Here is a 26,329-nt window from a genome sequence, read left to right as displayed (position 1 = left end):
ACGCTCACCCCGCCGCGGGCCTGTCCCGCGCGCGCAGCGCCTCGACGATCACCTTCCGCAGGTGGGCGGCGGCGGGGTCCTCGTGGGTCCGCTCGTGCCAGACGAGCCAGAGGTCGATGCGGAGGTCCTGGACCGGCTGCTCGACGACGCGCACCGGGAGGTTCGACGCGAGCGCCCGGGCGGCGCGCAGGGGCATGAGCGCGACGAGGTCGGTGCCGGCGGCGGCCATCGCCGCGGCCGCGAACCCGGGGACGACGAGGCCGATGCGGCGGACGAGCCCGCGCGCGCGGAGGGCGTGCTCGACGAACGCGTGCCCCGCCCCCGGGCGGCCGAGCGCGAGGTGCACGTCGATGAACGCGAGCCGCGCGAACGCGCGCCGCGTGAGGCGCTTGCCGACCGCCGGGTGGTCGCGGCGCACCACCGCGGCGATCGGGTCCTCGTAGAGCGGCGCGGCGCGGAACCCCGGCTGGCGCCGGCGCAGCCCGATCGCCATGTCGATCCCGTCGGCGGACAGGCCGCCCCCGGCCATGAGGGCGTCGATGCTCACCACGCGCAGCCGCGCGAGCGGCATCTCCCGCGCGAGCGCCGCCGCGATGGGCGGCACGTCGGCGAGCTGGGAGTTGTCGGCGCAGGCGAGCGAGAGCTCCCGGGTCGACGAGCGCGGGTCGAACGGCCGCCTGGGCTCGAGGACGGACCGGAGCTTGTGCATCGCCGCGGCGAGCTCCGGCAAGATCGCCTGGGCCGCGGGCGTCGGCGCCATGCCGCGGCCGTCGCGGACGAGCAGCGGATCGTCGAGGAGGTCGCGCGCCCGGGCGAGCGCGTTCGAGACCGCCGACTGGGTGACGCCGAGCCGCCGCGCGGCGCGCGTCGCGCTGCGCTCCTCGAGCGCGACCGCGAGCACGTGCAGCAGGTTCAGGTCGATCGACGATAGATTCACCACGGTGATGGACGTTATCACGAACCATCACTGGAGGTGGCACGTGGCCGCTGCGTAGATAACGCCATGAGCACACGCAAGCACGGCGCGCTCCGCGCCCGAGCCGCCTCTCTCTGGATCGCCGCCGCGGGCGCCCTCGCGGCCGGCTGCGACGATTTCCGCCAGTGCGACGCGCCGGCCCCGGATCTCCAGGCCGCGCTGCCCGCGGCGCTGTCGGAGACAGGGCTCTACGCCGACCTCGCGGCGCGCTCGGTGGCGAGCGACGTCGTGGCCTACGAGCCCGGATTCGAGCTCTGGAGCGACGGGGCGGAGAAGCGCCGCTTCCTCCGGCTGCCGCCCGGCGCCCGGATCGACACCGAGGATCAGGACGCGTGGCAGTTCCCCGAGGGGACGCGCCTGTGGAAGGAGTTCCGCAGGGACGGTGTGCTGGTCGAGACACGCGTGCTCGCCAAGGTGGGCGCCGCCCCGGAGGCGTGGGCCGCGGTCGCCTACGTGTGGAACGCCGACGGGACCGAAGCGCTGGCGGCGCCGGAGGGCGTGAAGGACGCGCTCGGGACGCCGCACGACGTGCCCGCGGCGAGCGACTGCATGGGTTGCCACGGCGGCACGGAGAGCCGCGTGCTCGGGTTCTCGGCGATCCAGCTGGCCGCGAGCCCGGGCGAGGTCGACCTCGGCGAGGTCGCCGCCCGCGGGATGTTGTCCGACCCGCCGGAGGATCCTGTCGTCTTGCCCGGGGACGACGCGGCGCGCGCCGCCCTCGGCTGGCTGCACGCGAACTGCAGCCATTGCCACAACCAGCGCCGCCCGGAGCGGCGCGGGGCGCGGTGTTACGATCCGCAGCACAGCTTCGATTTCACGCTGCGGGTGGGCGAGCTCCGATCGGTCGAGGCGACGGCCACGTACCGCACCGCGGTGGACAAGTGGATCTCCCCGGGCGATCCCGACGACAGCGAGGTCGTGCAGCGCGCCGGGCGGCGCGACCCGTCGTGGCCCTCGATGCCGCCGCTCGGGACCGAGGTCGTCGACGAGGCCGGTCTCGCGGCGCTCCGCGCCTGGATCCGCGATCTCTAGAGCGGCGGTCACCCGCTTCGGATACGGGCCCATCTCGACGTTTTCGGTGCTCAGCGCACAGGAGTGCGCTTCCGCGCCGAAAACGCCGATCTGGACCCGTCTCCTGTGCGGGTGACCGCCGCTCTGTGACGCATGGACCAGAGACGGAGGAAAACCGCTCTGGAGATGAGCTCAGCGCCCCGCGGCGTGGGAGGGCGCGGGGCCCCACAGGAGCTGCTGCTCGGCCGGATCCTTCTCCCGCGCTCCCGCGGGCACGGCGTGGCTCCGCCCGGCCAGACGCTCGAACTCGAGGACGTCGTGGGAGCACACGAGGGTGACCTCGTGGCCGCGCTCCATGCGCAGCGCGCGCAGGCGGCGCTGGTTGTCGAGGCGCGCGCGGCGGTCCTTCTCCATCATGACCTGATAGAAGCGCAGGCCCGGCGTGCAGCGCGGCCTGCCCGGGTCCATCTCGCGGTGATAGAAATACGCGTCGCCCGCGAGCAGCAGCCAGCCGTTCGCGTCCCGGACGGCCACGCCGGCGTGGCCCAGCGTGTGGCCGATCAGCGGGACGAAGAGCACCTCGTCCTGGAGACCAGAGGCGGCGCGGGCGCCCTCGAAGCTGTACCAGCGCTCGCCGCCGGTCGAGGGGTAGGTGATCCAGTTCGGCTGCGTCGACCACTGGGCGGGGCGGTAGCGCATGCGATCGAGGAGCGTGCGCTGCGCGACCGCGGCGTCGCGCTCGTCGGCGAGCAGGTGGACCTTCGCCTGCGGGAAGTCGTCGAGGCCGCCGGCGTGATCGAAATCGAGGTGGGTGAGCACGATGTGGCGGACGTCCTCGGGCCGGAACCCGAGGCGCTGGATCTGCCGGTGCGCCGTCATCTCGGCGCGGAACTCCGGACGCACGAGGAAGAGGAAGAACCGGCTCAGCCGCTTCCTGGCCATGGAGACGTCGAGCAGACCGAGGCCGGTGTCCACGAGGACAAGGCCGCTCTCCGTCTCGAGGAGCAGGCAATGGCACGTCAGCCTGCCGCGGAGGCCCAGCGTCTGCCCATCCATCAGCGCGCCGCCGATCGGGCAGGTGGAGATGCAGTTGAGATGATGGATCCGCATTGGACCGCCGCGCTCCTCTCGCAATGGCTCGTCGTGTGCCCTCGTGTGCACGAGAGGGTGCACGAAAGGGTGCACGAGGCGTGCCGCGCGCGGCGCTCGAGCTCGCCGGCGCGCACCGCGCGGCGACCCCGGGTGCGGCGGCGGTTGCCGTTCGGCCGCGCCGCGCGTGCACCCCGCACGTCGACCCACCCGGCTCAGCGGGGGACAGCGCGTGGTGCCGTGTTGGCCACACTGCCACACTGTGACACGCTGCCTCGCTCGTACGTCCGCGTCCGAAGTTACAGCTGGAGTCACGAGCCCCCGCAGGCGCGTGTGGACCGGGGGATCCTGGTCGAGCATGTCTGCGCGAGCGACCGCATGAACCACGGCACCCACGGCACCAGCTTCTTCCGCTCCTCCTCGCTGAGCGCGCCGAGAGGATCCCTGGAGAGGCGCGGGTATCTCCCACGTGCGCGCGAAGGCCGGGCCGGCGGCTTATGCGGGGATGCAGACGAAGTTCTGGCAGACGCAGCATTCGCCGCACCCGCCGCTGTTGAAGCAATCCACGCAGGAGCCCGCCCCGTCACACTGATCCTGAAGCGCGTTGCACGAGGTGCCCGCCGGCGCGGGCCCCTCCATGCAGAGGCCGTCTTGACAGGTGTAGCGGTAGCACTCTGTCGAAATGCCGCAGTCGAGGTCGCCGGCGCACATCCTCGGGACGCATCGACCGCCCGCGTCGCAGACGCCCCCCGGGCAGGTCTCCCCTGCCCGCGGCGGGTGCGCGGGCATTGCCTCCTGACAGAGGTCGTCGGTGCACGGATTGCCGTCGTCCTCGGGCTCATCCGCGGGGAGGGCGACCTGCGCGCCGTCGCCGTCGCAGACGAGGCGCCGGCAGTCGCCGGGCTCCGGCGCGACCTCGATGCCCTCCGGCAGCGGCACCACGGCGCACGTGCCGTCGACACACGCCGAGGTCTGGCAGGGCTCCGCCGGAGCCGGGCAATCCGAGCGCTCCGTGCAGCCGCCTCCAGCGCCCCCGCCGGCGGTCCCGCCCGCGCCGCCGGAGCCGGCGGCGGGATCCGCGGTCCCTCCCGTGTTGTCCGTGAAGGTGCGGGTCTCGGGGCTGCATGCCAGCGCCGCTGCGAGCGCCACGACGGTTGCGAGCAGGAGAGGGATTCGCTGGGTCATGAGGAGAGCTCCTGATCGTCGCGGGTTCCGCAGGGGAGCGTACCTTAGTCTCTTCGATCCGCCCACGGGCTCACGCGCTCGACCAGGGGAATGCCCGCCGGCGGCGGACCGGCGCAAGCGGCTCTCCGGCGGCGCGCTCTCGCGGTCAGGGGTCGAGCCGCACCGCGATCGCGTGCCGGATCGGTCCCCGCGGCGCCATCTCGCGCGCGCTCCCGTCCTCGCGCCACGCGACGCCGGTCGAGGGGCCGCCATCGAGGTTGAGCGCCTGCTCGCACCCGCGCGCCACCAGCATGTCGGCGAGCAGCCCCAGCGTCGGTCCGCTGCCCGCCGCCTCGCCGCGCGCGACGATCACCTCCATCCGCCGGCCTTGATCGAGCGCGCAGAGCGCCGTCCGCTCCGCGCGCGGCCCGCCGTCGCTGCGCACGTTCCGCTCGCCGCGGACCACGAGCCGCGGCCGGGCCTGCACCGCGAGCTCGACGCCGGGCCCGAGGACGAACCCCGCGGCGTCGTGCAGCGCGGCGCGGCCGCCGGAGACCACCAGGACGCCGCCGCCGAGCGACGGCGCGAGCGGCGAGAGCTCCCGGCCGCCGGCCACGACGAGCCCCTCGGGCCTCGCGTGTCGATCGAAGAAGCCACCGTTGATGACGATCGACGCGCGGGTGCGATCGAGCACGCCCGCGAGGTCGCGCGACATGCCCGCGTCGACGACCTCGAAGCGCACGGCCGCGAGGCGGAAGGCGAAGACGTGAACGACGTAGTCCTCGCCGGAGACGGTCATCACCTCGGGCCGGACGGGGGCTCCTGAAGGTGGGCCCGCCGGCGCGGAAGGCGCTGCGAGCGCGGCGGACGGCGCGGCGGGCGCCGGCGGTGATGGCTCGGCGGGGAACGGCGCCGAGGACGCGGCGGCCGCCGGCGGCGACGGCTCCGGCGGCGCGGGCGAGCTCGGCGGCGCGAGGTACCTCGACGCGAGCGCGGCGACGCCGACGAGCGCGAGGCCGGCGGTCAGCCAGAGCGCCTTCGAGGGAGCGCGGACCGTCACGCCCGCGTTCTACCCGATCGGCGCCGCGCGGGGCCCTCGCCCACCCCCGCGCCGCCGCGCGGTCGCTCCCCCGGCTCGGGGGCGAGCCACCGATCGAGCTCCGCGGAGACGTGGTGGAAGTCGAAGGCCTCCGCGTTCACCCCGAGCTGCGTCATGGCCCCGATGACGAACGACGTGACCACGAAGGCCGACGTGCGCGGGTCCAGGTCGGAGCGCAGCTGTCCGTCGCGCACGCCTTGCCGCACGAGGTGCTCGACCGCGAGGTTCCACCCCTCGTGGACTTCGCGGAACGCCGCGCGCGCCGCCGGGTCGCGCCGCGCGCGCAAGGAGAGCTCCTGCAGCACGGTCGTGAGGTGCGGATTGTCCTGGAAGCTGCGCCACGCGCCCTCGATGTGCGCTCTCACGGTCGCGGGGGAGCCCTCGACGTCTCGGCGCGCCTCGCCGAACTTGTCGGCCACGTGCGCGACGATGGCGACGAGGAGCGCCTCCTTCGTCCCGAAGTAGTAATGCAGCGTCGAGATATTGACGCCCGCGCGCGCCGCGATGTCGCGCGTCCGCAGCCCCTCGAGCCCCTTCTCGGCGATGAGCGTGTACGCCGCCTCGAGCAGGTCGCGCCGCCGCGCCGCCCCGAGCTCGGTGGACGAGGCCTCGCCGGCCGCGGCGGCGCGCTTCTCGTCCGGCTTCGCTTTTGCTTTTGCCTTCGCCAACCCCGCGCAACCCTACAGGTTTCCTCCACGGCCAGCAAGCCGCCTTGACCGGCCGGCCGGCGGCGCATATTGTCAATCAACTGATTGATTGACTCTTGCTCACGGAGGGATTCATGATGTCGTCGGAACTCGTCGCCGCGCCGCTTTCCGCGCGGGTGCAGCGGAAGGCCATCGGGGCGGGGATGCGCCTCTTCTTCGCCTGGTCGCGCTTTGTGTACCGCCTGCGTCCGCCGTGGGGCGGCAAGCTCGGCGCGGTCGATCACCTCACCGTGCCGTGCACGGATCTCGGGGTCGCGGAGGAGTTCTATGTCGGCCTGCTCGGCGCGCGCCTGATGATGCGCGTCGACGCCTCGTTCCTCGAGCGCATGGGGCGCCCGGCGGACGAGATCGCCGGGGGCGTTCACCTGTCGGTGGTGTTCGCCGGGGGGCCGCGGCTCGATCTGTTCGAGTCGTCGATCGGGCAGCCGCCGCGCGCGGCGTCGCACCCGCACTGCGCGCTCTGGGTCGCGCCGGGGCAGCTGCTCGCGTGGAAGAAGCGCTTGAACGATCGGGGCGTGCCGACGTACGGCCCGACGCGGCTCGGGCCGCCGGGCCATGCGTCGCTCTATTTCAATGATCCGTTCGGCAATCACCTGGAGCTCGTCACGCTCGGCTTCACGGGCGAGATCCCCACCGGCGCCCCGGACCTGTCCACGCTCGAGTACGCCTGGACGGGCTCGTGAGCGGCCGCGCGGCGCCGGCGCGCGCGATCGCGTAGGGCGCTGGGCTGGTCCGCGGCGGCGATCGATGGGGTACGCTGGGGTGCGCCGCGGCGCCCCCGCCGGCGCGGACTCCGCGTCTCGTCCTCGAGGAGACCGCCCTCGCATGCTCCCCTCATCGACCACACCGCCGCCGCCCGCTGCTGCCGACTTCGGCGCGCTGCTCGACCGCGCCCGCCGGATCGCGGCCGACGTGCTCGCTCCGGCGTCGAACGCGACCGACCAGGCCGAGGTGATTCCGCGCGAGAACCTCCTCGCGCTCGCGGGCGCCGGGCTGCTCGGCCTCGCGACCCCGACGCGGTACGGCGGCCACGGCGCGCCGGGGCGGGTCACGCGCGCGTACATGGAGGTCCTCGCCGGGGCGTGCGGCGCGACCACGTTCGTGCAGATGCAGCACACGACCGGCGCGTGCTCGCTCATCGCGCGCGGCGAAAACGAGGCGCTCAAGGAGCGTGTCCTGCCCCGCTTTGCCTCGGGAGAGCGCTTCTGCACGGTCGGTTTCTCCCACGTCCGCCGCCCGGGCCCGCCGATGGTGAGGGCCGAGCTCGATGGCGACGAGGTTCGCCTCGACGGCACGGTGCCTTGGCTCACCGGCTATGGGTTCGCCGACGACGCGGTCCTCGCGGGCACGCTCCCGGACGGCCGGGTGATCTTCGTGCTCTCGTCCTTGCGGGAGGCGGAGGCCATCCGGGCGTCGCCGCCGCTGCGCCTGTGCGCGATGAACGCGTCGGCCACGGTGTCGCTCGAGCTGCGCGGCCTGCGCATCGGCCCCGAGCAGGTGATCGCCACGATGACGCGCGAGCAGCAGATAGCCCGCGACGCCGCAGGCGTGCTCGCGCCGTCGGCGCTCTCCCTTGGCGTGGCCGGCGCGGCAGTGGCGCTGATCGAAGAGGCCGCCGGCCGCCGCGGCAGCGCGGCCCTGGCCGGCGCGGCGCGGGGGCTCGAGGGCGAGATCGACGACGCCCGCGCCGAGGTCGATGTATGGGCGGACCAGCCGGAAGCAGCCGGTTATGGGGAGCACGCCGTGCGCGCTCGCGCGTGGTGCGTCGAGCTGGGGGTCCGGGCCGCGCACGCGGCCGTCGCGGCGGTCGGGGGGAGCGCGAACTTGCTGGAGCACACGGCCCAGCGGCTGTTCCGCGAGGCGATGCTGTACTCGCTCACCGCGCAGACGCGCGATCTGCAGGCGGCCACGGTGCAGCGGCTCGTCGGCCGCGGCGCGGAGGCGCGTGGCGAGAGCGACAAATGGGTTGAACCCAGAGATCCCGAGAGAATTTAACGCCAAGGCGCAAAGACGCAAAGACGCAAACCAGAATTTTCTTTGTATTTTTGCGCCTTTGCGCCTTTGCGCCTTTGCGCCTTGGCGTTAAATTCTCTCTTCTCTCGCCGTGATCCCTGCCAAGACCCCTGACAGGCCGAACCAGGCCTGATAGCAGTCGGCATGCCTCAGCGCGGTCACTGCGCCGCCGCCGGCTTGCGCCAGAGGGCCACGAGGCGCGGGCCGAGCACGTTGATGGCGAGGCCGGACAGGAGCACCGTCCCTCCGGTCACCTGCCAGAACGACAGCCGCTCGCCCAGCACAAGCCACGAGGACAACACCGCGACGAGCGGTATCAGCAGCGAGTACGGCGCCACCTGATTGGCCGGATGACGGCTGAGCAGCTTGCTCCACTGACCGTAGCCGAACAGCGTGGAGATCACGGCGAGGTAGCCGACGGCGAACAGGCTCTTGACGGTCAGCACGTCGGCCCAGACGATCCGGCTCGGCTCGAGCAGGGACGACACGAGGAAGAACGGCGCGATCGGGAACAGCCCCGACCAGACGATCATGCCCATCACGTCGGGCTGGTGTCCGGCGCGGACGATGGCGCGCACGACCACGTTGGAGACCGCCCACGAAAACGCCCCAAGCAGGGTCAAGACGAAGCCCAGGAGAGGGATGTCGGCCACGCCCATGCCGCCGATCAGCCATAACCCGCTCCCGCCGACCAGGAGCCCGGAGAGCTGCCAGCCGGTGAAGCGCTCCTTCTGCCAGACCAGCGCGATGAGCATCGTGAAGAACGCCTGCGACTGCTGCACGATGGACGCCAGCCCGGGCGGCATGCCCACCCGGATGGCCGTGAACAGACAGGCAAACTGGAGGAAACCGACGGTCAACCCGTAGAGCCCCAGCCAGCGCCAAGGGATGGCCGGGCGGCGCACGAACGACATCCCCAGCGCCACGACGGCGCTGAACCGCAGGCCGCCCAGCAAGAAGGGCGGAATGCCCGACACGCCCCACTTGATCACCACGAAGTTGAAGCCCCACACGGCCACGATGGCCAGAGCGACCAGGCGGTCCTTCCACGTCATTGCAACGTTCCAGTAACACAGGAGCGTGACAATTCCGAGTGTCCTGGGCTCAGGCAGCGTGCAAAGTCAACCCGCTGCGGGCCTCACCGGCCAGGCAGGCGTCTGCAGAGCAGAAGAAGGAGGACCCATGACCCGCGACGAAGAGGCCATCCGCGCCCAGATTCACGCCTACAGCGAGGCCTTCAACGCGCACGACGCAGGGCGGCTGGCAGCGCTGTTCGTGGAAGACGGGGACTTCGTCAACGTCTTGGGCCAGTGGCTGCAAGGGCGCGCGGCGATCGAGGAAGGCCACGCCCGCGGGTTCGCCAGCGTCCTGCGCAGCAGCCGGCTGACGTTCACGAGCACCCGGATCAAGCTCCTCAAGCCGGACCTGGCGCTCTGCCATGTCCGCTGGACGAGAGACCGGACCGCCGCGGACGACGACGGTAGCCTGCCGCCCGGGAGCGGCGTCATCTCCTCGGTGCTCGTCCAGCAGGGCGGCGCCTGGCGGATCGTGTCGGTGCACAACACCGAGCAGACCCAGCCTCCCGGCAAGCCATGACGCCTTGGCGCCGGACGCCTAGCGCCGGAACCGTCCAGCGTCAGAGCCGTCCAGCGCCGGAACCGTCCAGCGCCTGAGCCGTCCAGCGCCGGAACCGTCCAGCGCTGAATTACCCAGCACCCCGCCGCCCCGCCGCGGCCGGCCGCCCCTCGGCAGCCGCTTTCCCCTTCTTCCGAAGCGGATCACAAATCCGGTGGCGGCGCCACCGGTGGTGCTAGCATCGACTCGCAGCACATTTCTGCAACGGATCCACCACAAGGCGGTGCTCCATGGGTGACAAATCTCCGAAGGCCAAAGAGCGGCAGAAGAAGCAGGACACGGCGGAGAAGAACCAGAAGAAGGCAGCCGCAAACGCGAAGGCGGCGCCTCCCGCAGCCGCGCCCGCCAAGAAGGGCAAGTAGCCCGGATCTCCCTTGCGCGCGCCGCTCCCGGCGCCGCTTCCCTCCCTGACAAGCTCACCACGAGACGCGCCCGCCGGCGCGGGCGCTCTCTCCCCTTCAGCCCTCTTGCGGGCTCGTCGCCAGCGCGGCGCGCGGCTCTTCCTCGTCGGTCAGCTCGCGATGGAGCGCGGCGAACGCGCCGCCGCGGGCGAGCAGCTCGGCGTGCGTCCCCTGCTCGACGATCCGGCCGTGATCGAGCACGACGATGCGATCGGCGTGGCGGATCGTGGTCAGCCGGTGGGCGACGACGAAGCTCGTGCGGCCTCGCAGGAGCCGCCCGAGCGCCGCCTGGAGGCGCGCCTCGGTCAGCGCGTCGACCGAGCTCGTCGCCTCGTCGAGCAGCACGATCCGGGGCTCCGCGACCATGGCGCGCAGGAAACACACGATCTGCCGCTGGCCGAGCGACAGGCCCGTCCCGCGCTCGCCGACCTCGGTGTGCAGGCCGTCCGGGAGCGCGTCGAGCAGATCGAGCACGTCCAGGCTCCGCGCGGCGCCGCGGATCGCCGCCTCGGTCGCGCCGAGGTTGCCGAGGCGCACGTTGTCGAGCACCGTGCCGCTGAAGAGGAAGTTGCTCTGGAGCACGAGGCCGAGCTGCGCGCGCAGCGACGCGGAGGAGGTCTTCGCGAGATCGTGCCCGTCGATCGTGATCGCCCCCGCCGTCGGGCGATAGAGCTTCGCGAGCAGGTTCAGGACCGAGGACTTGCCGCTGCCCGTGTGGCCGACGAGCGCGATCATCTGGCCCGGCTCGGCCACCAGATCGACGCCGTGGAGCACCGGCTTGCCCGGGTCGTAAGCGAAGTGCACCTGCTCGAGCGCCACCCGGCCGCGCACCGGCGGCAGCGGCGGGAGATCGCGCTCGTCCGGCCAGTCGGGCGCGAGGTCGAGCACGCGGAAGAGGCGCTCGGCGCCCGCCATCGCGGTGAGGGCCTGGTTGTACTGATTGCCGAGGATCGGTATCGGGTTGAAGAGGAGGTTCGCGAGGAAGAAGAACTCCACGAGCACGCTCAAACCGATCGTGCCGTGGAGCGCCTGGTAGCCGCCGACGACCACGAGCACGGCCAGGAACAGCTGCCCGTTGAACTCGAGCAGCGGCAGGAACGCCGCCGAGTGGCGCGCCGCGTCCATGTTGTAGCGGGAGTGATCGAAGATCAGCGCGCGGAAGAGCCCGCCGTTGATGTCCTGCCGCACGAAGCCCTGCGTCACGCGCACCCCGGTGACCGACTCGGCGAGCGTCGCCGTCACCCGGCTGAAGCTCTCCTGCGCGCGCTGGTGCGCGGCCCCGAGGCGCCGGTGGAAATAGGCGATGAGCCCCCAGAAGACGGGGACCATCGCGACGACCACGAGGAAGAGCGGCCAGTGCGCGCGCGCCATCAGCGCCATCGCGACCGCCATCGTGCCGAGCTGCACCGTGCTCACGAACACGACGTCCTGCACCGCCACCCGGATCGCGTCGATGTCGGACGTCATGCGGCCGATGAGGCGCCCCACCTTCGTCTTCACGAAGAAGCTCATCGGCATGTGCAGGAGGTGGCGCTCCAGCCGGTCGCGCATGTCGAACACCACCGCCTCGCCGAGCTCGAGCGCGAGGCGCGCGCGGAAGTGGAAGACGACCGCGGTGACGATCGCGAACAGGGCGAAGCCGAGGACGGAGAGCACCGTGGCGCGCGCGTCGCGCCGGGCCACCGGGCCGCTGATGATGGCGCCGACCGCCCAGGTCAGGACCGGGAGCTGGATGGACCTCGCCACCACGAGCAGGAAGAGCGCGTTGCGCTTCCTGGCGTAGGGGCGGGTGAAGGCGAACACCCGCCGCACGAGCTCGAAGTCGAGCTTGCGAGTCCCGTGCTCCTCCCGCTCGTCCTCGAGCGAGACCCGCGCGAGGCCGAGGTTCACGTCGATCGCCGCCGGCTCGGCCGCGGAGCGGGCCACCTCCGGATCCTCCGCAGGGCGGCGCGGCGCCTTGACGGCGCGGCTCACGCCGGCTCCTCCGCCCGCCCCGGCGGCGCGGAGCGCGCGCCTCCGCCGCCGCGGCGCGAGGGCGTGTCGTCCGTGCCCCGGTGCGAGGGCCTGTCTTCCGCGCCCCGGCGCGAGGGCGTGTCGTCCGCGCCCCGGCGCGAGGGCGTGTCGTCCGCGCGCGCCGCGGCGGCGTGGGCGTGGTGCAGCGCGAGCGCGCTGGCGTAGTGGCCGCGGCGCCGCAGGAGCTCGTCGTGGGTCCCCCGCTCGGCGATGCGGCCGCGGTCGAGCACGATCACCTGATCTGCCCGGCGCAGCAGGTGGGGCCTGTGGGTGGCCATGATCGTCGTCCGGCCCTGGGTGGCGCTGTGGATCGCGTCGAGGATCTCGCGCTCGGTGCTCGCGTCCACCGCGGCGGTCGGGTCGTCGAGCAGGAGCAGCGGCGGATCGAGCAGCACGGCGCGCGCGATGGCGAGCCGCTGCCGCTGGCCGCCCGAGAGGTTGACCGCCGACTCGCCGAGCTCGGTGTCGTAGCCGCCCGGCAGCTCGCGGATGAACTCGTGGGCGCAGGCGATCCTCGCGGCGCGCTCGATCTGCTCCCGCGTCGCGTCCGGGGCGCCGAACGCGATGTTGGCCGCGACCGTGTTGCTGAAGAGGAAGTTGTCCTGGAAGACGACGCCCATGCGCCGGCGCAAGAGCTCGAGGTCGTGGCGCCGGAGATCGACGCCGTCGAGCAGGACGCGCCCCGCGGTCGGGTCGTAGAAGCGCGGGATCAGGCTGAGCAGCGTGCTCTTGCCCGCGCCCGTCGGGCCGACGACGGCGATGAACTGCCCCGGCGCGATGTCGAGGTCGACGTCGTGCAGCACCGGCCGGCCCGCCTGGTAACCGAACGTGACGCGCTCGAAGACGAGGCGCCCTTCGACACGCGCGGGGCGCTCGGGCGCCGCGGGGCTCTCGATCTCGACGGGGGCGTCGAGCACCTCGAAGACCCGCCGCGCCCCGATGAAGCTCTGCTGCGCGGTGTTGACGAGCGTCGCCATGCTCGCGACCTGCCCGGAGAACTGCTGGAGGATGCCGGCGAACACCACGAGCTGCCCGAGCGTCATCCGGTCGCGCGCGACGAGCAACCCGCCCATGCCGAGCAGGATGACGAGGTTCGTCTGCCCGAGCAGATCGATGGTCGGGCTGAGCACGCTGACCTTCCAGAACGTGTCCTGCTGCTGCTCGCGCACCTCGCGGCTCCGCTCGTCGAAGCGGCGGTGGATCTCCTGCTCTCGCCCGAGCCCCTTGATGACCTGGATCCCCTGGAGCCCCTCCGTGAAGCTCAGGACCATGCGGTCGACGAGCTCCCGGTTGCGCAGGTAGGCCGGCCGCACCCACCGCGCGAACAGCGTGCTCGCGAGCCAGATGAGCGGCGTCGGCGCGAGGCACGCGAGCGTCAGGAGGGCGTCGGTGCGCACCATGTACCCGACGTAGAGCCCGAGCGAGAGCACCATGATGACGCTCTGGAGCAGCACGCCGTCCACGAACGAGCGCACGAGCTGGACATCGCCCGTGACGCGGTTGATGAGCGAGCCGCTCTTGTTGGCGTCGAAGAACCGGAAGCTCAGCCGCTGCAGCTTGTCGTACACCCGCGCCCGGAGATCCGGGACGATCTCCATGTGGACGAGGTGCCCCACCGCGAGCGCATACCCGTAGTTGAGCACCGCGCGCAGCGCCGCCATCGCGAGGATGACCACGCCGATCCCGACGATCGCGCCCAGCGGCTCCCGGTCGACGTCGACCGGCCAGCCGATCCCGAGCGGCAGCGCGGGGCGCTGGACCGACGGATCGAGCCGGTGGCGCAGGAGGTCGATCGCGAGCCCCGTCAGCCCGAGCCCCGTGAGCCCCAGCGAGAGCAGGACGACCTGGTAGCCGAGGACCCGGGCGACCCGCCCCCGGTACGCCCAGCTCAGCCCGAGCAGCCGCAGGAGCAGCGATCGTCCCTCACGGCCTCGCCCCGCGGAGGGCGGCGAACCGAGTTCACCATGTAAGCCGGACAACATTACAGCAGGGCACCTGGCGCACCGGCCTCGCCGGGGCCCGTACCCTACCGATTTGTGCGGCGTTGGCCAGCCTCGACGCCGCTCCGTGCCGTCCACACGCCGTGCGGCGAGCCCGCCCCCCGTCGCCCACCTTCCTCCTGGTCTCGCGAAGACGGGTGAAGACCGCAGGCCGGCTCTGCGGCTGCGACCCCGACGTCGCCGCGATCTCGCCCTCCGCCTCGTGGCGTCGAGCCCTCGAGTTCGGGTGCAGCGGAGTCCCCGCCACGTCGAGGACCTTAACGCATCTTTACAAATTAACGCATTTTAACAAGTCAACGCTTCTTCACAAATCGAATCACGGTGCGGCGGAGTCGGTTCGTGTCGCTTCACGGCCCGACAGCATGCCTCCTCATGGCGCGTGACCAACTCATAAGTAGCATGGAGGCCATGCACACGATGCATCTCGCCTCCATCGATCTGAACCTGCTCGTCGTCTTCGACGCGCTCTTGGCGGAGGGGAGCGTCACGCGCGCGGCGGCGCGCGTGGGGCTCAGCCAGTCGGCGATGAGCCACGCGCTCGGGCGCCTCCGCGCGCTCGTCGACGACCCGGTCCTCGTGCGCACGCCGCGGGGGATGACGCCGACGCCGCGCGCGCAGGAGCTCATCGGGCCCGTCCGCGCGGCCCTCGCCGAGATCGAGGCGAACGTCGTGCGCCGCGCCCGCTTCGAGCCCACGACGGCGCGCCGCGCGTTCACGCTCGCCACGGCCGATTACGTCGAGCTCGTCCTGATGCCGCGCCTCGTCCAGAAGCTCTTCTCCGACGCGCCCCACGTCGACCTGATCGCGCGCTCCTACGACGAGGACATGTTCGGCTCGATGGAGACCGGCAAGCTCGATCTGGCCATCGGCCTGTTCCCCTCGGTGCCCGCGGGGTTCTACCGGCAAAGGCTGCTCGAGGAGCGCTTCGTCTGCGTCGTGCGGAAGGACCACCCGGCGGTGCGCAGCAAGCTCACGCTCAAGACGTACGCGAGCCTGCCGCACGCGCTCATCAGCCCGCGCGGCGAGGCCGGCGGCCAGGTCGACGAGGTGCTGGCCAAGCAGGGGCTCTCACGCCGCGTGGCGCTGCGGATCCCGCACTTCCTCGTGGCGCCGCTCATCGTCGCCCAGACCGATCTGGTGCTGACCGTGCCGGCGCGCGTCGCGCGGGTGTTCGCGGACATGGAGGCGCTGCGCGTCATGAAGCCGCCGGTCGAGCTCGGCGGCTTCGCGCTGGATCAGGTGTGGCACGAGCGGCAGGCCAAGGACGAGGCGCACACCTGGCTGCGAGGGCTGTTCGCGGACATCGCCCGCGAGTGCTGACGTTCCTGCTCCCCGCCTCCGATCACCGCCTCATCCCGGTCAGCTCTGGCCCTTGGAGGCCGGGAGGATCTCGGAGCCCTCGGTCTCGGCGAGCCGCCGGTGGAGCGCGGTGAGGCGGGCCGTGACGGGGCCTTGCTCGCCGGCGCCGAGGGTGCGGCCGTCGAGGCTCCGCATCGCGATCACGCCGGCGCCGGAGCCCGTCAGGAACGCCTCGTCGGCGCCGAAGAAGTCGAGCCGGCCGAGCGAGCGCTCCCTGACCTCGAGGCCGATCGAGCGGGCGATCTGCATCACGGCGGCGCGGTTGATGCCCTCGAGGCAGCCGTCGGTGGCGGGCGGGGTCGAGAGCACGTCGCCGTGCAGCGTGAACACGTTGGCGACGCTCGCCTCGGCCACGTGGCCGCGCGCGTTCAGGAGCAGCGCGTCGTCGGCGCCGCGCTGCCGGGCCTCGAGCTTGGCGAGCGCGGAGCCGAGGTAGTTGAGGCTCTTCACGCGCATGTCGAGCGCGTCCGCGTTGGGGCGGCGGTGGCTCGAGGTGATGAGATCCAGGCCGCGCCTCCGCTGCTCGTCGCTGAAGAGGCGGATCGCGCCGACGATGCAGAAGAGCCCCGGGCGCTCGCAGGTCGTGGGGTCGACGCCGAGCGGGCCCACGCCGCGCGTGACCACGAGGCGGACGTACGCCTCGCGCTCGCCGTGGGCGCGCGCGGTCTCCTCCACGATCTCGCGGAGGGCGTCGGGCGAGCGCGGCAGCTCCAGGCCGATCGCCTTCGCGCCGACCTGGAGCCGGGCGAGGTGGCGCTCGATCCGGAAGACGCGCCCGGCGATGACGCGGAGGCCCTCGAAGATGCCGTCGCCGTAGAGCAGCCCGTGGTCGGCGACGTTCACGGTCGCATCCGCCGCGTCGACGATTCGCCCATCGATCCATGTCTTCATGCGGTCACCTCTTGCTTTCACCCTGGAGAGAGCGCGCGACGCTGTCGGCGGCGTCGCGCGTGTGGCGCACAGCGGCTTCGAGGCGCTGGCCGCGCAGGTTCGGCGACGCGGCGGCGCAGGCGACGCAGCCGTGCAGGCCGCCGCGCGCGAGCACCGGGGCGGCGATCACGGTCAGCCCGTCGATCCATTCGCCTTCGTTGACGTCGTAGCCGCGCTTCTTCGCCTGCTGCACGGCCCGCGGCGCGGCGCGGCCGGCGTCCGCGGCGCCCACGAGCTCCGGCGCGTGCGCGAGGTAGAGCCGGCCGCTCGCCGTCACGTCGACGGGGATCTCGGCGCCGACGGTGGGCGCGGCGCGGAGGACGCCGGTGCCCTCCGCCTTGTCGAGCACGACGAGCCGGCCGCCGCGCGCGGCGACGAGGAAGAACGTCTCGCCGAAGGCGCGCGCCGCCTGCTCGAGCTCGGGCCTGGCCACGCGGGCGACGGGGTCGAGCGCCTGCGCGCCCAGCCCGAGGCGGATGAGGCCGACGCCGAGCCGGTAGCGGCCCTCGCCGTCCTGCTCGACCAGGGCGTGCGCGGCGAGCGACGCGAGCAGCCGGTGCAGCGTGGCCTTGGGCATGCGGAGCCGCGCGGCGAGCTCCGCGAGGGAGGCGCTGCCGCCGCTCGAGTGCAGCGCCTCGAGGGCGCGCACGGCCTTGTCGACGGTTCCAGATCGTTCCATTATTCGGAATATCGTTCCGGTATATGGTTTACCCCACGGGCGGGCCGCGGTCCAGGGCGCGGATGGTCGCGGGCGCCGGCCACGCGGGCGCTGGTGCCGATCGACCGGCTCGGATAACGTCCGGAGGTCTCGCCCCGCGAGCAGCGGAGGCAAGGAGAGCCCATGCGCGCAGCCCCCTCGGTTGTCCTCGTCCACGGCGCCTGGCACCGGCCGTCGTGCTGGTCCCAGGTCGCATGCCAGCTGATCGAAAGCGGCATCGACGTCCGCGTGCCGGATCTGCCGAGCGCCGGGCCCGACGCGGGCCGGCTGGGCAGCCTCGCGGCGGACGCCGACGTGGTGCGGGCGGCGCTCGCGGAGGTGCCCGGGAAGGCGATCGTGGTCGCGCACTCCTACGGGGGGCTGCCGGTCACGGAGGTGGCCGCCGGGACGGGCAAGGTCGCGCACATCGTTTACCTGTGCGCGTTCCAGCTGGACCGCGGGGATTCGCTGCTGTCGGCGATCGGCGGGAACGAGCCGCCGTGGTGGATCACCTCGGCGGACGGCAAGACGGTGACGACCGCGAACCCGCGCGACGTCTTCTACAACGACTGCACGGAAGAGGTCGCGGCCGCCGCCGAGGCGGCGCTGCAGCCTCAGGCCAAGGCGGCGTTCACGCAGCCGCTGCGCAACGCGGCCTGGCGGGAGCTGCCGTCCACGTACGTGATCTGCGAGCGCGACAACGCGATCCCCGTGTTCGCGCAAGAGGCGATGTCGCAGCGCGCGGGCGCGGTGCGGCGGCTGGGCACGAGCCACTCTCCCTTCCTGTCGCGCCCCGGCGAGGTGGTCGCGATCGTGCGCGAGATCCTCGCGGCGGCGGGCGGCTGAGGCGCGCCGGCGGCGGGCCTGAACCGGTTCAGAAGGCGGCGTCGCCGAGCACCTCGAAGAGCGCGTCGGCGACCGCGTCCGCGTCGGCGCTGCCGCCCGTGAGGTTGAGGAGCACGGTGACGGTGACGTCCTTCTCGGGCGCGTAGTAGGCGCTGGCGAGGTACCCCGTGGTCGCGCCGCCGTGGCCGTATGTCGGGCCGATCGCGCTCTCCCGCGCGAAGAGCCCGAGCCCGTAGCCCGTGTAGGTGGGGTGTCCGAGCGGGAGGAACGTCTTCATCTCGGCGAGCGCGGGCGCCTCGAGCAGGCCGCTGCCGCCGTCGACGTCGACGTCGAGCAGCGCCGCCATGAACCGCGCGACGTCGGAGGCGCTCGAGACCAGCGAGCCGGCCGTCCACCCCTGCGACTCGTGGTAACGCGTCGTGGTGTCGAGCAGCGTGATCTCCTCGTTGGAGAAGTAGCCGCGCGCGAGCTCGACCGGCACCGGCTCGGAGGCGTCGAGGAACGTGGACCCGAGCTCGAGCGGATCGAGGACGCGCCGCCGGAGCTCCTCCACGGCGGGGTGGCCGGTCGCCGCCTCGAGCACGAGCCCGGCGAGGATGTAGTTCGTGTTGGAGTACCGCCAGCCGGCGCCGGGGGCGAAGTACGGCTCCTGCGCGACGCCGTAGGCGACGAGCTCCTCGGGCGCCCACGCCCGCTGCGGCTCGGCGAAGAGCGCCTCGAGGAAGGCGGAGCTCTCGAAGTAGTCGGGGATGCCGCTCGTGTGGTTCAGGACCTGGCGAAGGGTGACGACGTCGCCGTCCGGCACGAGGTCGAGCCACGTGGAGAGCGGCGCGTCGAGGTCGAGCGCGCCCTCGGTCCAGAGCTGGAGCAGCACGGTGGAGACGAACGTCTTCGTGACGCTGCCGATCCGGAGGACGCTCCCGGGCGCCATCGGCTCGGGCGGATCGAGCTGGCGGAGCCCCGTCGCGCCGGTCCACACGGCGCCGTCGGGGAACCGCACCGCGGCGGTGCCGCCGGGCACCTCCTGGAGCGCCACGGTGTCGTCGAGCGCCGCCTGGAGCCGGTGCTCGAGGGAGGCGCCGGTGCCGCCGGTGCCGCCTTCTCCGGTGCCGCCGGTGCCGCCGGTGCCGACCTCGCTCCCGCTGCCATCGCCGCCGTTGCCGCCATTGCCGCCGCTGCCAGCAGGACCGCTGCTGGCGGCGGGACCGGCGCCGCCACCTTCGGTGGTCGACCCGTGGCCGCCGCCGCCCTCGCACGCAGGACACACGTAGATCAGGGCGGGCAGCACCAGGGCGCTCACCCACCGTCGTAGGATGCCGTTCATTCCATCACTCCTCGATCGGGTAGACTCGGCGCTCGTCCGGATGTGAACCCGACCGAACCGAAAAAAACCTCCGGCACGGGCGAGGCGCCGCCCGACGCGAGGCACGCCGCCGAGACCGCCATCCGCGCGCGGTGGGACGCAGGCGACCTCGACGGGGCAGCGACGGAGGTGATCCGGGTCTACGGGCCGGAGCTCTACGGCCTGCTCCTCTCGCTGCACCCGCGCGGCGGCGACGCGGACGACCTGTTCTCGATCGTCTGCGAGCACCTCTGGCGCGGCCTCGCCGGCTTCCGGTGGCACTGCTCGATCCGGACCTGGGCCTACGTGGTCGCGCGCAACACGTCCCGCACCCACGGCAAAGCCGAAGGGAGACGCGCCCGCCGCGAGGTCGACCTGTCGGCGTGCTCGGCGGTGGACCGGATGGCCGCCGCGGTGCGGACCGAGACGGCGTCGTACCTGCGCACCGAAAAACGAAGTGAGATCGAGAAGTTACGGGACGAGCTCCCGGTTGCCGATCGCACGCTGCTGATCTTGCGCCTCGATCGCGGCCTCGCCTGGAACGATCTCGCCCGCGTGTTCCTCGACGATCCGGGCGCCGACGACGAGGTGATCCGGCGCGAGGCAGCGCGGCTCCGGAAGCGGTTCCAGCTCGTGCGCGAGCGGCTCATCGCCCTGGGCCGCGCGCGCGGCCTCCTCCGCGACGGCGACGGGTGAGCCATGGACGGGGCGCCCGGCGGGACGGGGTGGGATCCGCAGCGCGAGGCGGTGGGCTCGAGCGATCCGGGTGAGCCGGCCGGTAACACAGCGGAAGACGCCTTCCTGCGCCTCGCCGCACGCGCGCCCGCAGTGCAGCCGCCCGAGCCGCCCGAGTCGCTCGTGGGACGAAGGATGGGCCGCTACCGCGTCGTGTCGGTCCTCGGGAAAGGCGGGATGGGCGTCGTCTACCGCGCCATCGACGAGACCCTCGGCCGCGCGGTGGCGCTCAAGGTCCTCCCGGGCCACCTCGCCGGCGCAGGCTTCGACGCGCGGCTGCTCCGCGAGGCGCGCGCGGCGGCGCTCTCCGCCCACCCCAGCATCGCGGCGATCTACGACGTCGGCGCCGAAGGCGAGCGCCTCTTCCTCGCCATGGAGCTCGTGGAGGGACACACGCTGCGGGCCGTCCTGGCGAGCGGCCCGCCGGCGATCGACGAGGCCGTCCGCGTCGCGCGGGGGATCGCCGGCGGGCTCGCGAAGGCACACGAGGCCGGCGTCGTGCACCGCGATCTCAAGCCGGACAACGTGATGATCGCCGACGGCGGCGCGGTCAAAATCCTCGACTTCGGCCTGGCAAAGCCGGTCGGCGCCGCCGGGAGCGGCCTCGCAGGCGACGGCGCCGCGGCGGTCGCGACCGAGGAGGGGCGCATCCTCGGCACGCCGGGGTACATGTCCCCCGAGCAGGCCCGCGGCCTCGCGGTGGACGCGCGGAGCGACCTGTTCTCATTCGGGGTGCTCCTCCACGAGATGATCACGGGCCAGCGACCCTTCCGCGGCGCGACCGCGCTCGATGTCCTCGTCGCGACCCAGCGCGACGAGCCGCCGAGGGCGTCGTCGCTCCGCGCCGGCGTCCCGGCCGCGCTCGACGCGCTGATCGCCGCGTGCCTGCGCAAGGAGCCCGCGGATCGCCCGCCGTCGAGCCTCGTGGTGCTCGACGCGCTCGAGCGGATCGACCCGGCGGCGGCGGGTACAGGCGCGGAGCCTGATCGCGCTGCGGAGCCTGATCGCGCTGCGGGGGCTGATCGCGCTGCGGGGGCTGATCGCGCTGCGGGGCCTGACCGCGGCGCGGAGCCTGGCCGGCCGCGCCACGACCGCGGCCGCATGGCGCGCGGGCTGCTTGTGTGCGCCATCGCGCTCGGTCTCGGTGCGCTCGGGCTCGGTTCGATCGGGATCGGCACGCTCGGGATCGGCCCACGCGCGACGGGCACTGCCGGGATTGACGCGCAGCCACGGCCGCCAGCGATGGGCCCCGCACCGGCCGAGGCGACCCCCGCCCCGACAAGCCCAAGGACCACGCTGGCGGCGATGCCCGATCCGGCGAGGTGCACGCCCGCGGCGACGGCCAACGTGCTCCTCGGGCGGTCCAGCCTGCGCCAGGGCGGCTGGGAGCAGGCGCGCCTCCACTTCCGGCGAGCCACCGCGGCGGATCCGAGCTGCCCCGAAGCCCACCTGCGCCTCGCGCAAACCGGGTTCTTCAGCTCGGCCTCGGAGGCGCGGCGCGCCTTCCAGCGGGCGCGCGAGCTGCGCGAAGGGCTGCTGGAGCGCGACCGCCTCTTCCTCGACATGCTCGCGCCGCTGCTCCTGGAAGACCCGCCCGATTTCGCCGGGTTCGCGGCCGAGGCCCGGCAGCTCGCCGGCCGGTTCCCGGACGACGCGGAGATCGCCATGGCAGGCGCCTGGATGTCGCCCGATCCGCTGGAGCAGCGCGCGCTGGCCCTCCGCGCGGTGGCGCTGGACCCCGGGTACGCCGACGGGTGGCAGACCGTCGCGCGCGCGGCGGAACGGCTCGGCGACGAGGCCGGCAAGATGGAGGCGCTCGCTCGGTGCATCCGCGCGGCGCCCGGGGCGGTCGATTGCCTCCGCGACCGCTTCACGGCGCACCAGCGCTCGGGTCGATGCGAGGACGCGGAGGCGGACGCCCGACGCTGGACGGCGAGCTCGCCGGACACGGCGGAGGGGTTCTTCCATCTCGGGTCGATGCTCGTCGCGCGCGGCGGTCCCCGCGAGGCGGCGCTCGAGGCGCTCGGCCGGCGCTGGGCGCGGCTACGCGGCGACGAGGCGTGGAGGGAGCGCCACGAGCGCGCGAAGCTCGCGGTGCTGGACGGCGACCTTGCGGCGGCGGAGCGGCTCGCGGGGGAGCTTGGCGCGGAGGTGGCCGGGACCGCAGAGCGGCTGCCGCACGGGGTGCACGCGCTCTTCGTGGTCGACCTCCTGGAAGAGATGGGGCGCCGCGAGGAGGCCGCCGCGGTCGCGGTCGCGTACCTGCGGCGCAAGGACGGATGGACGGCGCGGCTCGGGGTGGATGAGACGTTCTCGGGGTTGCACCGGACCGATCCGTGGCTGGAACGCGCGGCGAGAATGGGCGGGAGGGAGGGCGCGGACGGCAGGGAGGGCACGCCGGCGCTCGATGCGCGCTGGCGAGGGCGGCTCGCGAAGCTGCACGGGAGCGGGCTGCTGACGGCGGCAGACCTGTGGGCGCTCACGGAGGCGGCGACGGTGGCGTCGGCGAGCGAGGCGGCGCGGGCGGTGCGGGCGATGCCGGCGGAGCTAGGGGGCGCGCCGCGGCCGGAGCAGTTCGGGCGCGACGCGTGGACGGCGCAGGCGTTCGCGGGGCGCGCGCTGTCGATGGCCGGGGAGCACGCGGCGGCCGTGCCCCTGCTGCGCGCCGTGGCGGACGCGTGCATCCCGCTGGACGAGCCGTTCGTGTACGTGTGGGCGAGCGCGTGGCTGGGCGAGGCGCTGGAAGCGAGCGGGGACAAGGCGGGGGCGTGCGCGGCGTACGGAAGCGTCCTCGGGCGGTGGGGGGCGGCGGAGCGCTCGCGCTCGGCGGCGCAGGCGCGGGCGAGGCGGCGGCAGCTCGGGTGCCGGTAACCTCCCCGGATCCGCCAACCTGGGTCGGCTCGCTGCTCGCTCCAACCTTACTGGTTGCTTCAACCTGAGTCCGGTCGCAGCCGGGTCGACACGCGTAACGCCCGCAATGGAGGCTGGCGTGACGAACCACATTTGGAGGATGCTGGAGCTACTCGAAGCGCTGCCCTCCGTCCCCGAGACGGCGACGCCGAGCGCGAAGGCACTCCCGCTACGCACGCCCGCGAACTGCCAGAGGGGCGCGGGTGCTTTCCCGTGGTCCAAGGCGGCGCTGCACCGAGCCCGTCCGCTGCTCCTGCTCCGCTTCCAAAGGCCCCGTTGCCCGCGTAACGTCGTCTGCTACGCCGAGCCCGCGGCGCCATCCGCGGAGCCAACGGGTCAGCGCCACCTCGTCGCGTGGAAGCTGACGCCGCGGAAGATACGCCAGCTCTCGCTGCTCGACGACGACCCGTTGGACGAGCGGTAGCTGATTCACGGCGCTTCGCCAACCGGAGCCTTCGTTCAACTCACGATCACATGCTAAGAAGCAGACGGCGCAATCCACTGACCACATTCAGCCACGCATCATCCTTGTTCGACCATATGGTGACGGGCAATCCGTCCTCGGGGAGCGGGTGGAGGGTACCAAGCGGCGACTGCCGCCACTCCGATGGGCGCGCCAGCACTGGTACGACAATGGGCGTTCCTGCTTGAATCCTCTGCGTCAGCGCACGCTCCATCTGTTGGACACAGGCTTCATCGGCGAAGAATTGCGCACTAATCAAGCAGATGACAATATCGGCGTGACCAAGTCGCTCAGCAAGCCTTTCCGCGACCACGGCTCCTGGGAGCACGTCTTCGGGACGGAACGCATCAATCAACCCTTGCCGATGCAGGACACTCAGGTTGACGCAGAGTTCGCGAGCGAGTTCGAGGTCGGCGGGTGTATGGCAGAGAAACATCCGGCGCGGATGGATAGCCAATTCAATGCGATCCACTCCTGGGCGTGTCGGCTCATGCCATGTCCAGCGAAGCAGTGCCTCTCTACGGAGTATCGGGCGCCAGGCATCGACCAGCGCATTGGAGGAGCGATCAGCCTCCGCGACGGGAGGTGGTGCGTCGCGGAGCTCCATGCGCGCGAGTCGCCGACCGAATAGGTCGTCGAGGCCGCTCTTCAGAGTGCTGGGTTGGAGCACCGCCGCCATGCGCACGAGAGCAGTCTGATGGACCTGCACCTGCTCCCATACTTTCAGATATAGGGCGTCAGCGACGCGCTCCAGGTCGGCTCGGCGGGAGCCACACAGGCGCACGATGGCGGTGTCGCCGTGCACGCGGTACTCGGCCACGTAGCAATCCGTGTCCCGACCGAGTATGCCCACGATCATTCCCTCCACCAGCAACTTATCGAAGGCGCTCAACCGGGTACTGAAGCATAGAAAGAGTCCTTCGCGCTCGCCTACGAGCCGGTCCTGCGCCGCCTCGGGAAACGCTTCTAGGCCGATGATCTCAATGCCTCGACGCTGCATATCAGCAAGCAATTCCGGCGTGAAACCGCTACGCTGGTAGGCTAACGCATCGATGCGCGCTCCGTCGATATCCGCACCGTCGAGCGATGCCTGCGCCATTACGGCCCCACAGAGATCTGCCCCGCGGAGGCGTGCGCCCTGCAGATTGGCGCCGGTTAGATCAGCCTCAGACAAGTCGGCTTTCGTCAAGCAGGCGCGGACGAGCTGGGCATCGCGCAGGTAAACTCCGCGCATGCGCATCCCGTCGAGATTCAAGCCAGCACCATCGCCGGACGCGAGGAGCTTCTGTACAGGCAAAAGGCGCAGGTCCCCCGAATCCAAGCGTGCCCAGTGGAGCTCACGCGCGCCACGGAAGCGCGTGCGCAGAAGGATGGCCCCTCGCAGATCGGTGCCAAACATCTGGGCGCCCTTAAAGTCTGCATCCTGCAGGTCGGCCCCGGCCAGGGAGGCGCCTCCTAGACCCCTAAGCGATACAATAAGCTGGCGTATCCCAGCATGACGATGATCGCCCCGCAGGGCGCGGCGGCAGACTGCCAGGATCACCAGGAACTGCAATGCGGCGCAGGCCAGGACTAAACCATTATATACGAATGACCGATCTGCGGCATGGTTGGCATAGCCGAGCGAATCAAAAAAGATAAGACTATAGTTGAATTCCACGCTGACGTACACACCATCGCCAACCGAACCCAGACGTTTTGTAGCTGCAGCGACACCCGCAACCGCGATAGCGAGGACGCTGATAGTGGCACCAGTGACAACGACAGGGACAGCGCCAGCGCCGCGACGAAGAAAAACGACGTTGGCCGTCACAACAAATGCAACAACAAACAGCCCGGGAACAACGGTATTATCATCAACAAAATTCGTCTTAAAAAGCGCGACCACCCAAGTCGCGACCAGCAACAGCACGGAGGTGCTCATCACCCCACCTATCAGCAAGGCTGCTTGGCGCAGCACTATCGCGTGCGGCCGGGGTCCCAGTCGGGCCTCACGGAAGCTTGCCCCTCGAAAGTTCGCCTCGCGCAGGTTGACTCCTCGTAGATCCGCGCCAGCTAGGTCTGCTCCGCGAAAGTCGCGCTCTCCGCGGGCATAGCGCTCCCTCAGCTCGGCTCCGTGCATCAGTTGTAGCTTACACATTTCCGCATGGGTTTGGTACCTGCACTTGACACGGTAGGAGCAAGCCTCCATCGGTTCTACCACGCACCGCCGCTTACTCGTTTTGGCTTGGGCCATGCGGGAGCCGGAGGGCGATAGCGGCCGTCGCGATGCCGCGCCCGCGGTCGGAGGTGAGGGGCTGGCCATGCGCTCACCGGTTGGTTGGGTCGCCCTGCCCAATTGGCGCCCTGCCCAACCTGGGTCGGGTTGCTGCTGGGCGGCAGGGAGGGCGCGGGCGGCAGGGAGGAAGCGCCGGCGCTCGATGCGCGCTGGCGAGGGCGGCTCGCGAAGCTGCACGGGAGCGGGCTGCTGACGGCGGCAGACCTGTGGGCGCTCACGGAGGCGGCGACGGTGGCGTCGGCGAGCGAGGCGGCGCGGGCGGTGCAGGCGATGCCGGCGGAGCTAGGGGGCGCGCCGCGGCCGGAGCAGTTCGGGCGCGACGCGTGGACGGCGCAGGCGTTCGCGGGGCGCGCGCTGTCGATGGCCGGGGAGCACGCGGCGGCCGTGCCCCTGCTGCGCGCCGTGACGGGCGCGTGCATCCCGCTGGACGAGCCGTTCGTGTACGTGTGGGCGAGCGCGTGGCTGGGCGAGGCGCTGGAAGCGAGCGGGGACAAGGCGGGGGCGTGCGCGGCGTACGGAAGCGTCGTCGGGCGGTGGGGAGCGGCGGAGCGCTCGCGCTCGGCGGCGCAGGCGCGGGCGAGGCGGCGGCAGCTCGGGTGCCGGTAACCTGCCCGGAGCCGCCAACCTGGGTCGGGTCGTCCTCAACCTGGGTCGGGTCGTC

At 72.2% G+C, this 26,329-nt stretch carries 22 protein-coding genes and 1 pseudogene; 10 read left to right on the top strand and 13 right to left on the bottom strand.

The genetic code is table 11. The annotated features are described in order from the left end of the window. Positions 1–4: 4 nt before the first annotated feature. Complete coding sequence (locus tag WMF43_RS02100) at positions 5–958, bottom strand: LysR family transcriptional regulator (RefSeq protein WP_437677114.1); 954 nt, start codon at positions 956–958, stop codon at positions 5–7. Positions 959–1,003: 45 nt separating this feature from the next. Between WMF43_RS02100 and WMF43_RS02095 the strand changes: the two genes are divergently transcribed. Further along, a complete protein-coding gene (locus WMF43_RS02095) occupies positions 1,004–2,008 on the top strand; it encodes a hypothetical protein (RefSeq protein ID WP_437677112.1) in 1,005 nt (334 codons plus the stop codon). Positions 2,009–2,179: 171 nt separating this feature from the next. Here the strand turns inward: WMF43_RS02095 and WMF43_RS02090 are convergent, their stop codons facing one another. The 4 genes from WMF43_RS02090 to WMF43_RS02075 form a co-directional block, all read right to left on the bottom strand. Next, a complete protein-coding gene (locus tag WMF43_RS02090) occupies positions 2,180–3,097 on the bottom strand; it encodes an MBL fold metallo-hydrolase (protein ID WP_437677110.1) in 918 nt (305 codons plus the stop codon). A 474-nt stretch (positions 3,098–3,571) separates the two neighbouring features. Next, positions 3,572–4,261: a hypothetical protein gene (locus WMF43_RS02085; RefSeq protein ID WP_437677109.1), complete on the bottom strand. Its 690-nt coding sequence runs from the start codon at positions 4,259–4,261 to the stop codon at positions 3,572–3,574. 145 nt (positions 4,262–4,406) lie between these two features. After that, positions 4,407–5,300 (bottom strand): phosphodiester glycosidase family protein, encoded by an 894-nt coding sequence (locus tag WMF43_RS02080; protein ID WP_437677107.1) that lies wholly within the window; start codon positions 5,298–5,300, stop codon positions 4,407–4,409. Continuing rightward, entirely contained in the window at positions 5,297–6,007 is a 711-nt protein-coding gene (locus WMF43_RS02075; RefSeq protein WP_437677105.1) for a TetR/AcrR family transcriptional regulator, read from the bottom strand. Before WMF43_RS02075 ends, WMF43_RS02080 begins: the two co-directional genes overlap by 4 nt. 113 nt (positions 6,008–6,120) lie before the next feature. On the opposite strand from WMF43_RS02075, the gene WMF43_RS02070 reads away from it, so the two are divergent. Further along, positions 6,121–6,729, top strand: coding sequence for a VOC family protein (locus WMF43_RS02070; RefSeq protein ID WP_437677103.1), 609 nt, complete (start codon positions 6,121–6,123; stop codon positions 6,727–6,729). 142 nt (positions 6,730–6,871) lie between these two features. Further along, positions 6,872–8,041, top strand: a complete 1,170-nt coding sequence (locus tag WMF43_RS02065; protein WP_437677101.1) for an acyl-CoA dehydrogenase family protein — start codon at positions 6,872–6,874, stop codon at positions 8,039–8,041. 176 nt (positions 8,042–8,217) lie between these two features. Here WMF43_RS02065 and WMF43_RS02060 read toward each other — a convergent pair whose 3' ends face one another. After that, the gene (locus tag WMF43_RS02060) at positions 8,218–9,114 is read right to left on the bottom strand and encodes an EamA family transporter (RefSeq protein ID WP_437677099.1); all 897 of its coding nucleotides are present in this window, start codon (positions 9,112–9,114) and stop codon (positions 8,218–8,220) included. A gap of 127 nt (positions 9,115–9,241) precedes the next feature. Between WMF43_RS02060 and WMF43_RS02055 the strand changes: the two genes are divergently transcribed. Further along, a complete protein-coding gene (locus tag WMF43_RS02055) occupies positions 9,242–9,655 on the top strand; it encodes an SgcJ/EcaC family oxidoreductase (RefSeq protein WP_437677097.1) in 414 nt (137 codons plus the stop codon). 269 nt (positions 9,656–9,924) lie between these two features. Continuing rightward, a complete protein-coding gene (locus WMF43_RS02050) occupies positions 9,925–10,056 on the top strand; it encodes a hypothetical protein (protein ID WP_267898753.1) in 132 nt (43 codons plus the stop codon). Between the two features lie 96 nt (positions 10,057–10,152). On the opposite strand, the gene WMF43_RS02045 is transcribed toward WMF43_RS02050, so the two are convergent. Both WMF43_RS02045 and WMF43_RS02040 read right to left on the bottom strand, forming a co-directional pair. After that, positions 10,153–12,069, bottom strand: a complete 1,917-nt coding sequence (locus WMF43_RS02045) for an ABC transporter ATP-binding protein (RefSeq protein ID WP_437677095.1) — start codon at positions 12,067–12,069, stop codon at positions 10,153–10,155. Then, positions 12,066–14,090 (bottom strand): ABC transporter ATP-binding protein, encoded by a 2,025-nt coding sequence (locus WMF43_RS02040; protein WP_437677093.1) that lies wholly within the window; start codon positions 14,088–14,090, stop codon positions 12,066–12,068. Before WMF43_RS02040 ends, WMF43_RS02045 begins: the two co-directional genes overlap by 4 nt. A 426-nt stretch (positions 14,091–14,516) precedes the next feature. Between WMF43_RS02040 and WMF43_RS02035 the strand changes: the two genes are divergently transcribed. Next, positions 14,517–15,428, top strand: coding sequence for a LysR family transcriptional regulator (locus WMF43_RS02035; RefSeq protein WP_437677091.1), 912 nt, complete (start codon positions 14,517–14,519; stop codon positions 15,426–15,428). A gap of 39 nt (positions 15,429–15,467) precedes the next feature. On the opposite strand, the gene ilvE is transcribed toward WMF43_RS02035, so the two are convergent. Together ilvE and WMF43_RS02025 are read right to left on the bottom strand one after the other, a co-directional pair. Beyond that, a complete protein-coding gene (gene ilvE / locus WMF43_RS02030; protein ID WP_437677089.1) occupies positions 15,468–16,358 on the bottom strand; it encodes a branched-chain-amino-acid transaminase in 891 nt (296 codons plus the stop codon). A gap of 4 nt (positions 16,359–16,362) precedes the next feature. Continuing rightward, positions 16,363–17,076 carry an IclR family transcriptional regulator gene (locus WMF43_RS02025; protein WP_437677087.1) on the bottom strand — a complete coding sequence of 238 codons (714 nt, stop codon included), beginning with the start codon at positions 17,074–17,076 and terminating at the stop codon, positions 16,363–16,365. A gap of 162 nt (positions 17,077–17,238) precedes the next feature. On the opposite strand from WMF43_RS02025, the gene WMF43_RS02020 reads away from it, so the two are divergent. Beyond that, entirely contained in the window at positions 17,239–17,940 is a 702-nt protein-coding gene (locus tag WMF43_RS02020; protein ID WP_437677086.1) for an alpha/beta hydrolase, read from the top strand. 28 nt (positions 17,941–17,968) lie between these two features. Here WMF43_RS02020 and WMF43_RS02015 read toward each other — a convergent pair whose 3' ends face one another. Further along, the gene (locus WMF43_RS02015) at positions 17,969–19,264 is read right to left on the bottom strand and encodes a serine hydrolase domain-containing protein (RefSeq protein WP_437677084.1); all 1,296 of its coding nucleotides are present in this window, start codon (positions 19,262–19,264) and stop codon (positions 17,969–17,971) included. A gap of 42 nt (positions 19,265–19,306) precedes the next feature. On the opposite strand from WMF43_RS02015, the gene WMF43_RS02010 reads away from it, so the two are divergent. Both WMF43_RS02010 and WMF43_RS02005 read left to right on the top strand, forming a co-directional pair. Beyond that, positions 19,307–19,978, top strand: a complete 672-nt coding sequence (locus WMF43_RS02010; protein ID WP_437677083.1) for an RNA polymerase sigma factor — start codon at positions 19,307–19,309, stop codon at positions 19,976–19,978. A 3-nt stretch (positions 19,979–19,981) separates the two neighbouring features. After that, positions 19,982–22,888, top strand: a complete 2,907-nt coding sequence (locus tag WMF43_RS02005) for a protein kinase domain-containing protein (RefSeq protein ID WP_437677081.1) — start codon at positions 19,982–19,984, stop codon at positions 22,886–22,888. A 509-nt stretch (positions 22,889–23,397) separates the two neighbouring features. On the opposite strand, the gene WMF43_RS02000 is transcribed toward WMF43_RS02005, so the two are convergent. Further along, entirely contained in the window at positions 23,398–25,314 is a 1,917-nt protein-coding gene (locus WMF43_RS02000) for a toll/interleukin-1 receptor domain-containing protein (RefSeq protein ID WP_437684267.1), read from the bottom strand. A gap of 69 nt (positions 25,315–25,383) precedes the next feature. Further along, positions 25,384–25,512, bottom strand: a pseudogene (locus WMF43_RS01995) (pentapeptide repeat-containing protein); the annotation flags it as partial. Between the two features lie 216 nt (positions 25,513–25,728). Here WMF43_RS01995 and WMF43_RS01990 point away from each other — a divergent pair. Next, on the top strand, positions 25,729–26,274 hold the full coding sequence (locus WMF43_RS01990) for a hypothetical protein (RefSeq protein ID WP_437677079.1): 546 nt from the start codon (positions 25,729–25,731) through the stop codon (positions 26,272–26,274). The last annotated feature ends 55 nt before the right edge of the window (positions 26,275–26,329 follow it).

Origin of the sequence: Sorangium sp. So ce131 (genome assembly GCF_051519095.1) — a bacterium.
In the GTDB taxonomy this organism is placed as follows: Bacteria; Myxococcota_A; Polyangia; order Polyangiales; family Polyangiaceae; genus Sorangium.
The sequence above is the reverse complement of the archived record's forward strand: the minus strand, read 5'-3'. Positions and strand labels throughout refer to the sequence as shown.

Coding starts and splice junctions, on each gene's coding strand:
- WMF43_RS02095 (WP_437677112.1), top strand. CDS start 1,004: ATGAGCACACGCAAGCACGGCGCGCTCCGCGCCCGAGCCGCCTCTCTC.
- WMF43_RS02090 (WP_437677110.1), bottom strand. CDS start 3,097: ATGCGGATCCATCATCTCAACTGCATCTCCACCTGCCCGATCGGCGGC.
- WMF43_RS02085 (WP_437677109.1), bottom strand. CDS start 4,261: ATGACCCAGCGAATCCCTCTCCTGCTCGCAACCGTCGTGGCGCTCGCA.
- WMF43_RS02070 (WP_437677103.1), top strand. CDS start 6,121: ATGATGTCGTCGGAACTCGTCGCCGCGCCGCTTTCCGCGCGGGTGCAG.
- WMF43_RS02065 (WP_437677101.1), top strand. CDS start 6,872: ATGCTCCCCTCATCGACCACACCGCCGCCGCCCGCTGCTGCCGACTTC.
- WMF43_RS02060 (WP_437677099.1), bottom strand. CDS start 9,114: ATGACGTGGAAGGACCGCCTGGTCGCTCTGGCCATCGTGGCCGTGTGG.
- WMF43_RS02055 (WP_437677097.1), top strand. CDS start 9,242: ATGACCCGCGACGAAGAGGCCATCCGCGCCCAGATTCACGCCTACAGC.
- WMF43_RS02050 (WP_267898753.1), top strand. CDS start 9,925: ATGGGTGACAAATCTCCGAAGGCCAAAGAGCGGCAGAAGAAGCAGGAC.
- WMF43_RS02040 (WP_437677093.1), bottom strand. CDS start 14,090: ATGTTGTCCGGCTTACATGGTGAACTCGGTTCGCCGCCCTCCGCGGGG.
- WMF43_RS02035 (WP_437677091.1), top strand. CDS start 14,517: ATGCACACGATGCATCTCGCCTCCATCGATCTGAACCTGCTCGTCGTC.
- ilvE (WP_437677089.1), bottom strand. CDS start 16,358: ATGAAGACATGGATCGATGGGCGAATCGTCGACGCGGCGGATGCGACC.
- WMF43_RS02025 (WP_437677087.1), bottom strand. CDS start 17,076: ATGGAACGATCTGGAACCGTCGACAAGGCCGTGCGCGCCCTCGAGGCG.
- WMF43_RS02020 (WP_437677086.1), top strand. CDS start 17,239: ATGCGCGCAGCCCCCTCGGTTGTCCTCGTCCACGGCGCCTGGCACCGG.
- WMF43_RS02015 (WP_437677084.1), bottom strand. CDS start 19,264: ATGAACGGCATCCTACGACGGTGGGTGAGCGCCCTGGTGCTGCCCGCC.
- WMF43_RS02005 (WP_437677081.1), top strand. CDS start 19,982: ATGGACGGGGCGCCCGGCGGGACGGGGTGGGATCCGCAGCGCGAGGCG.
- WMF43_RS02000 (WP_437684267.1), bottom strand. CDS start 25,314: ATGAGCACCTCCGTGCTGTTGCTGGTCGCGACTTGGGTGGTCGCGCTT.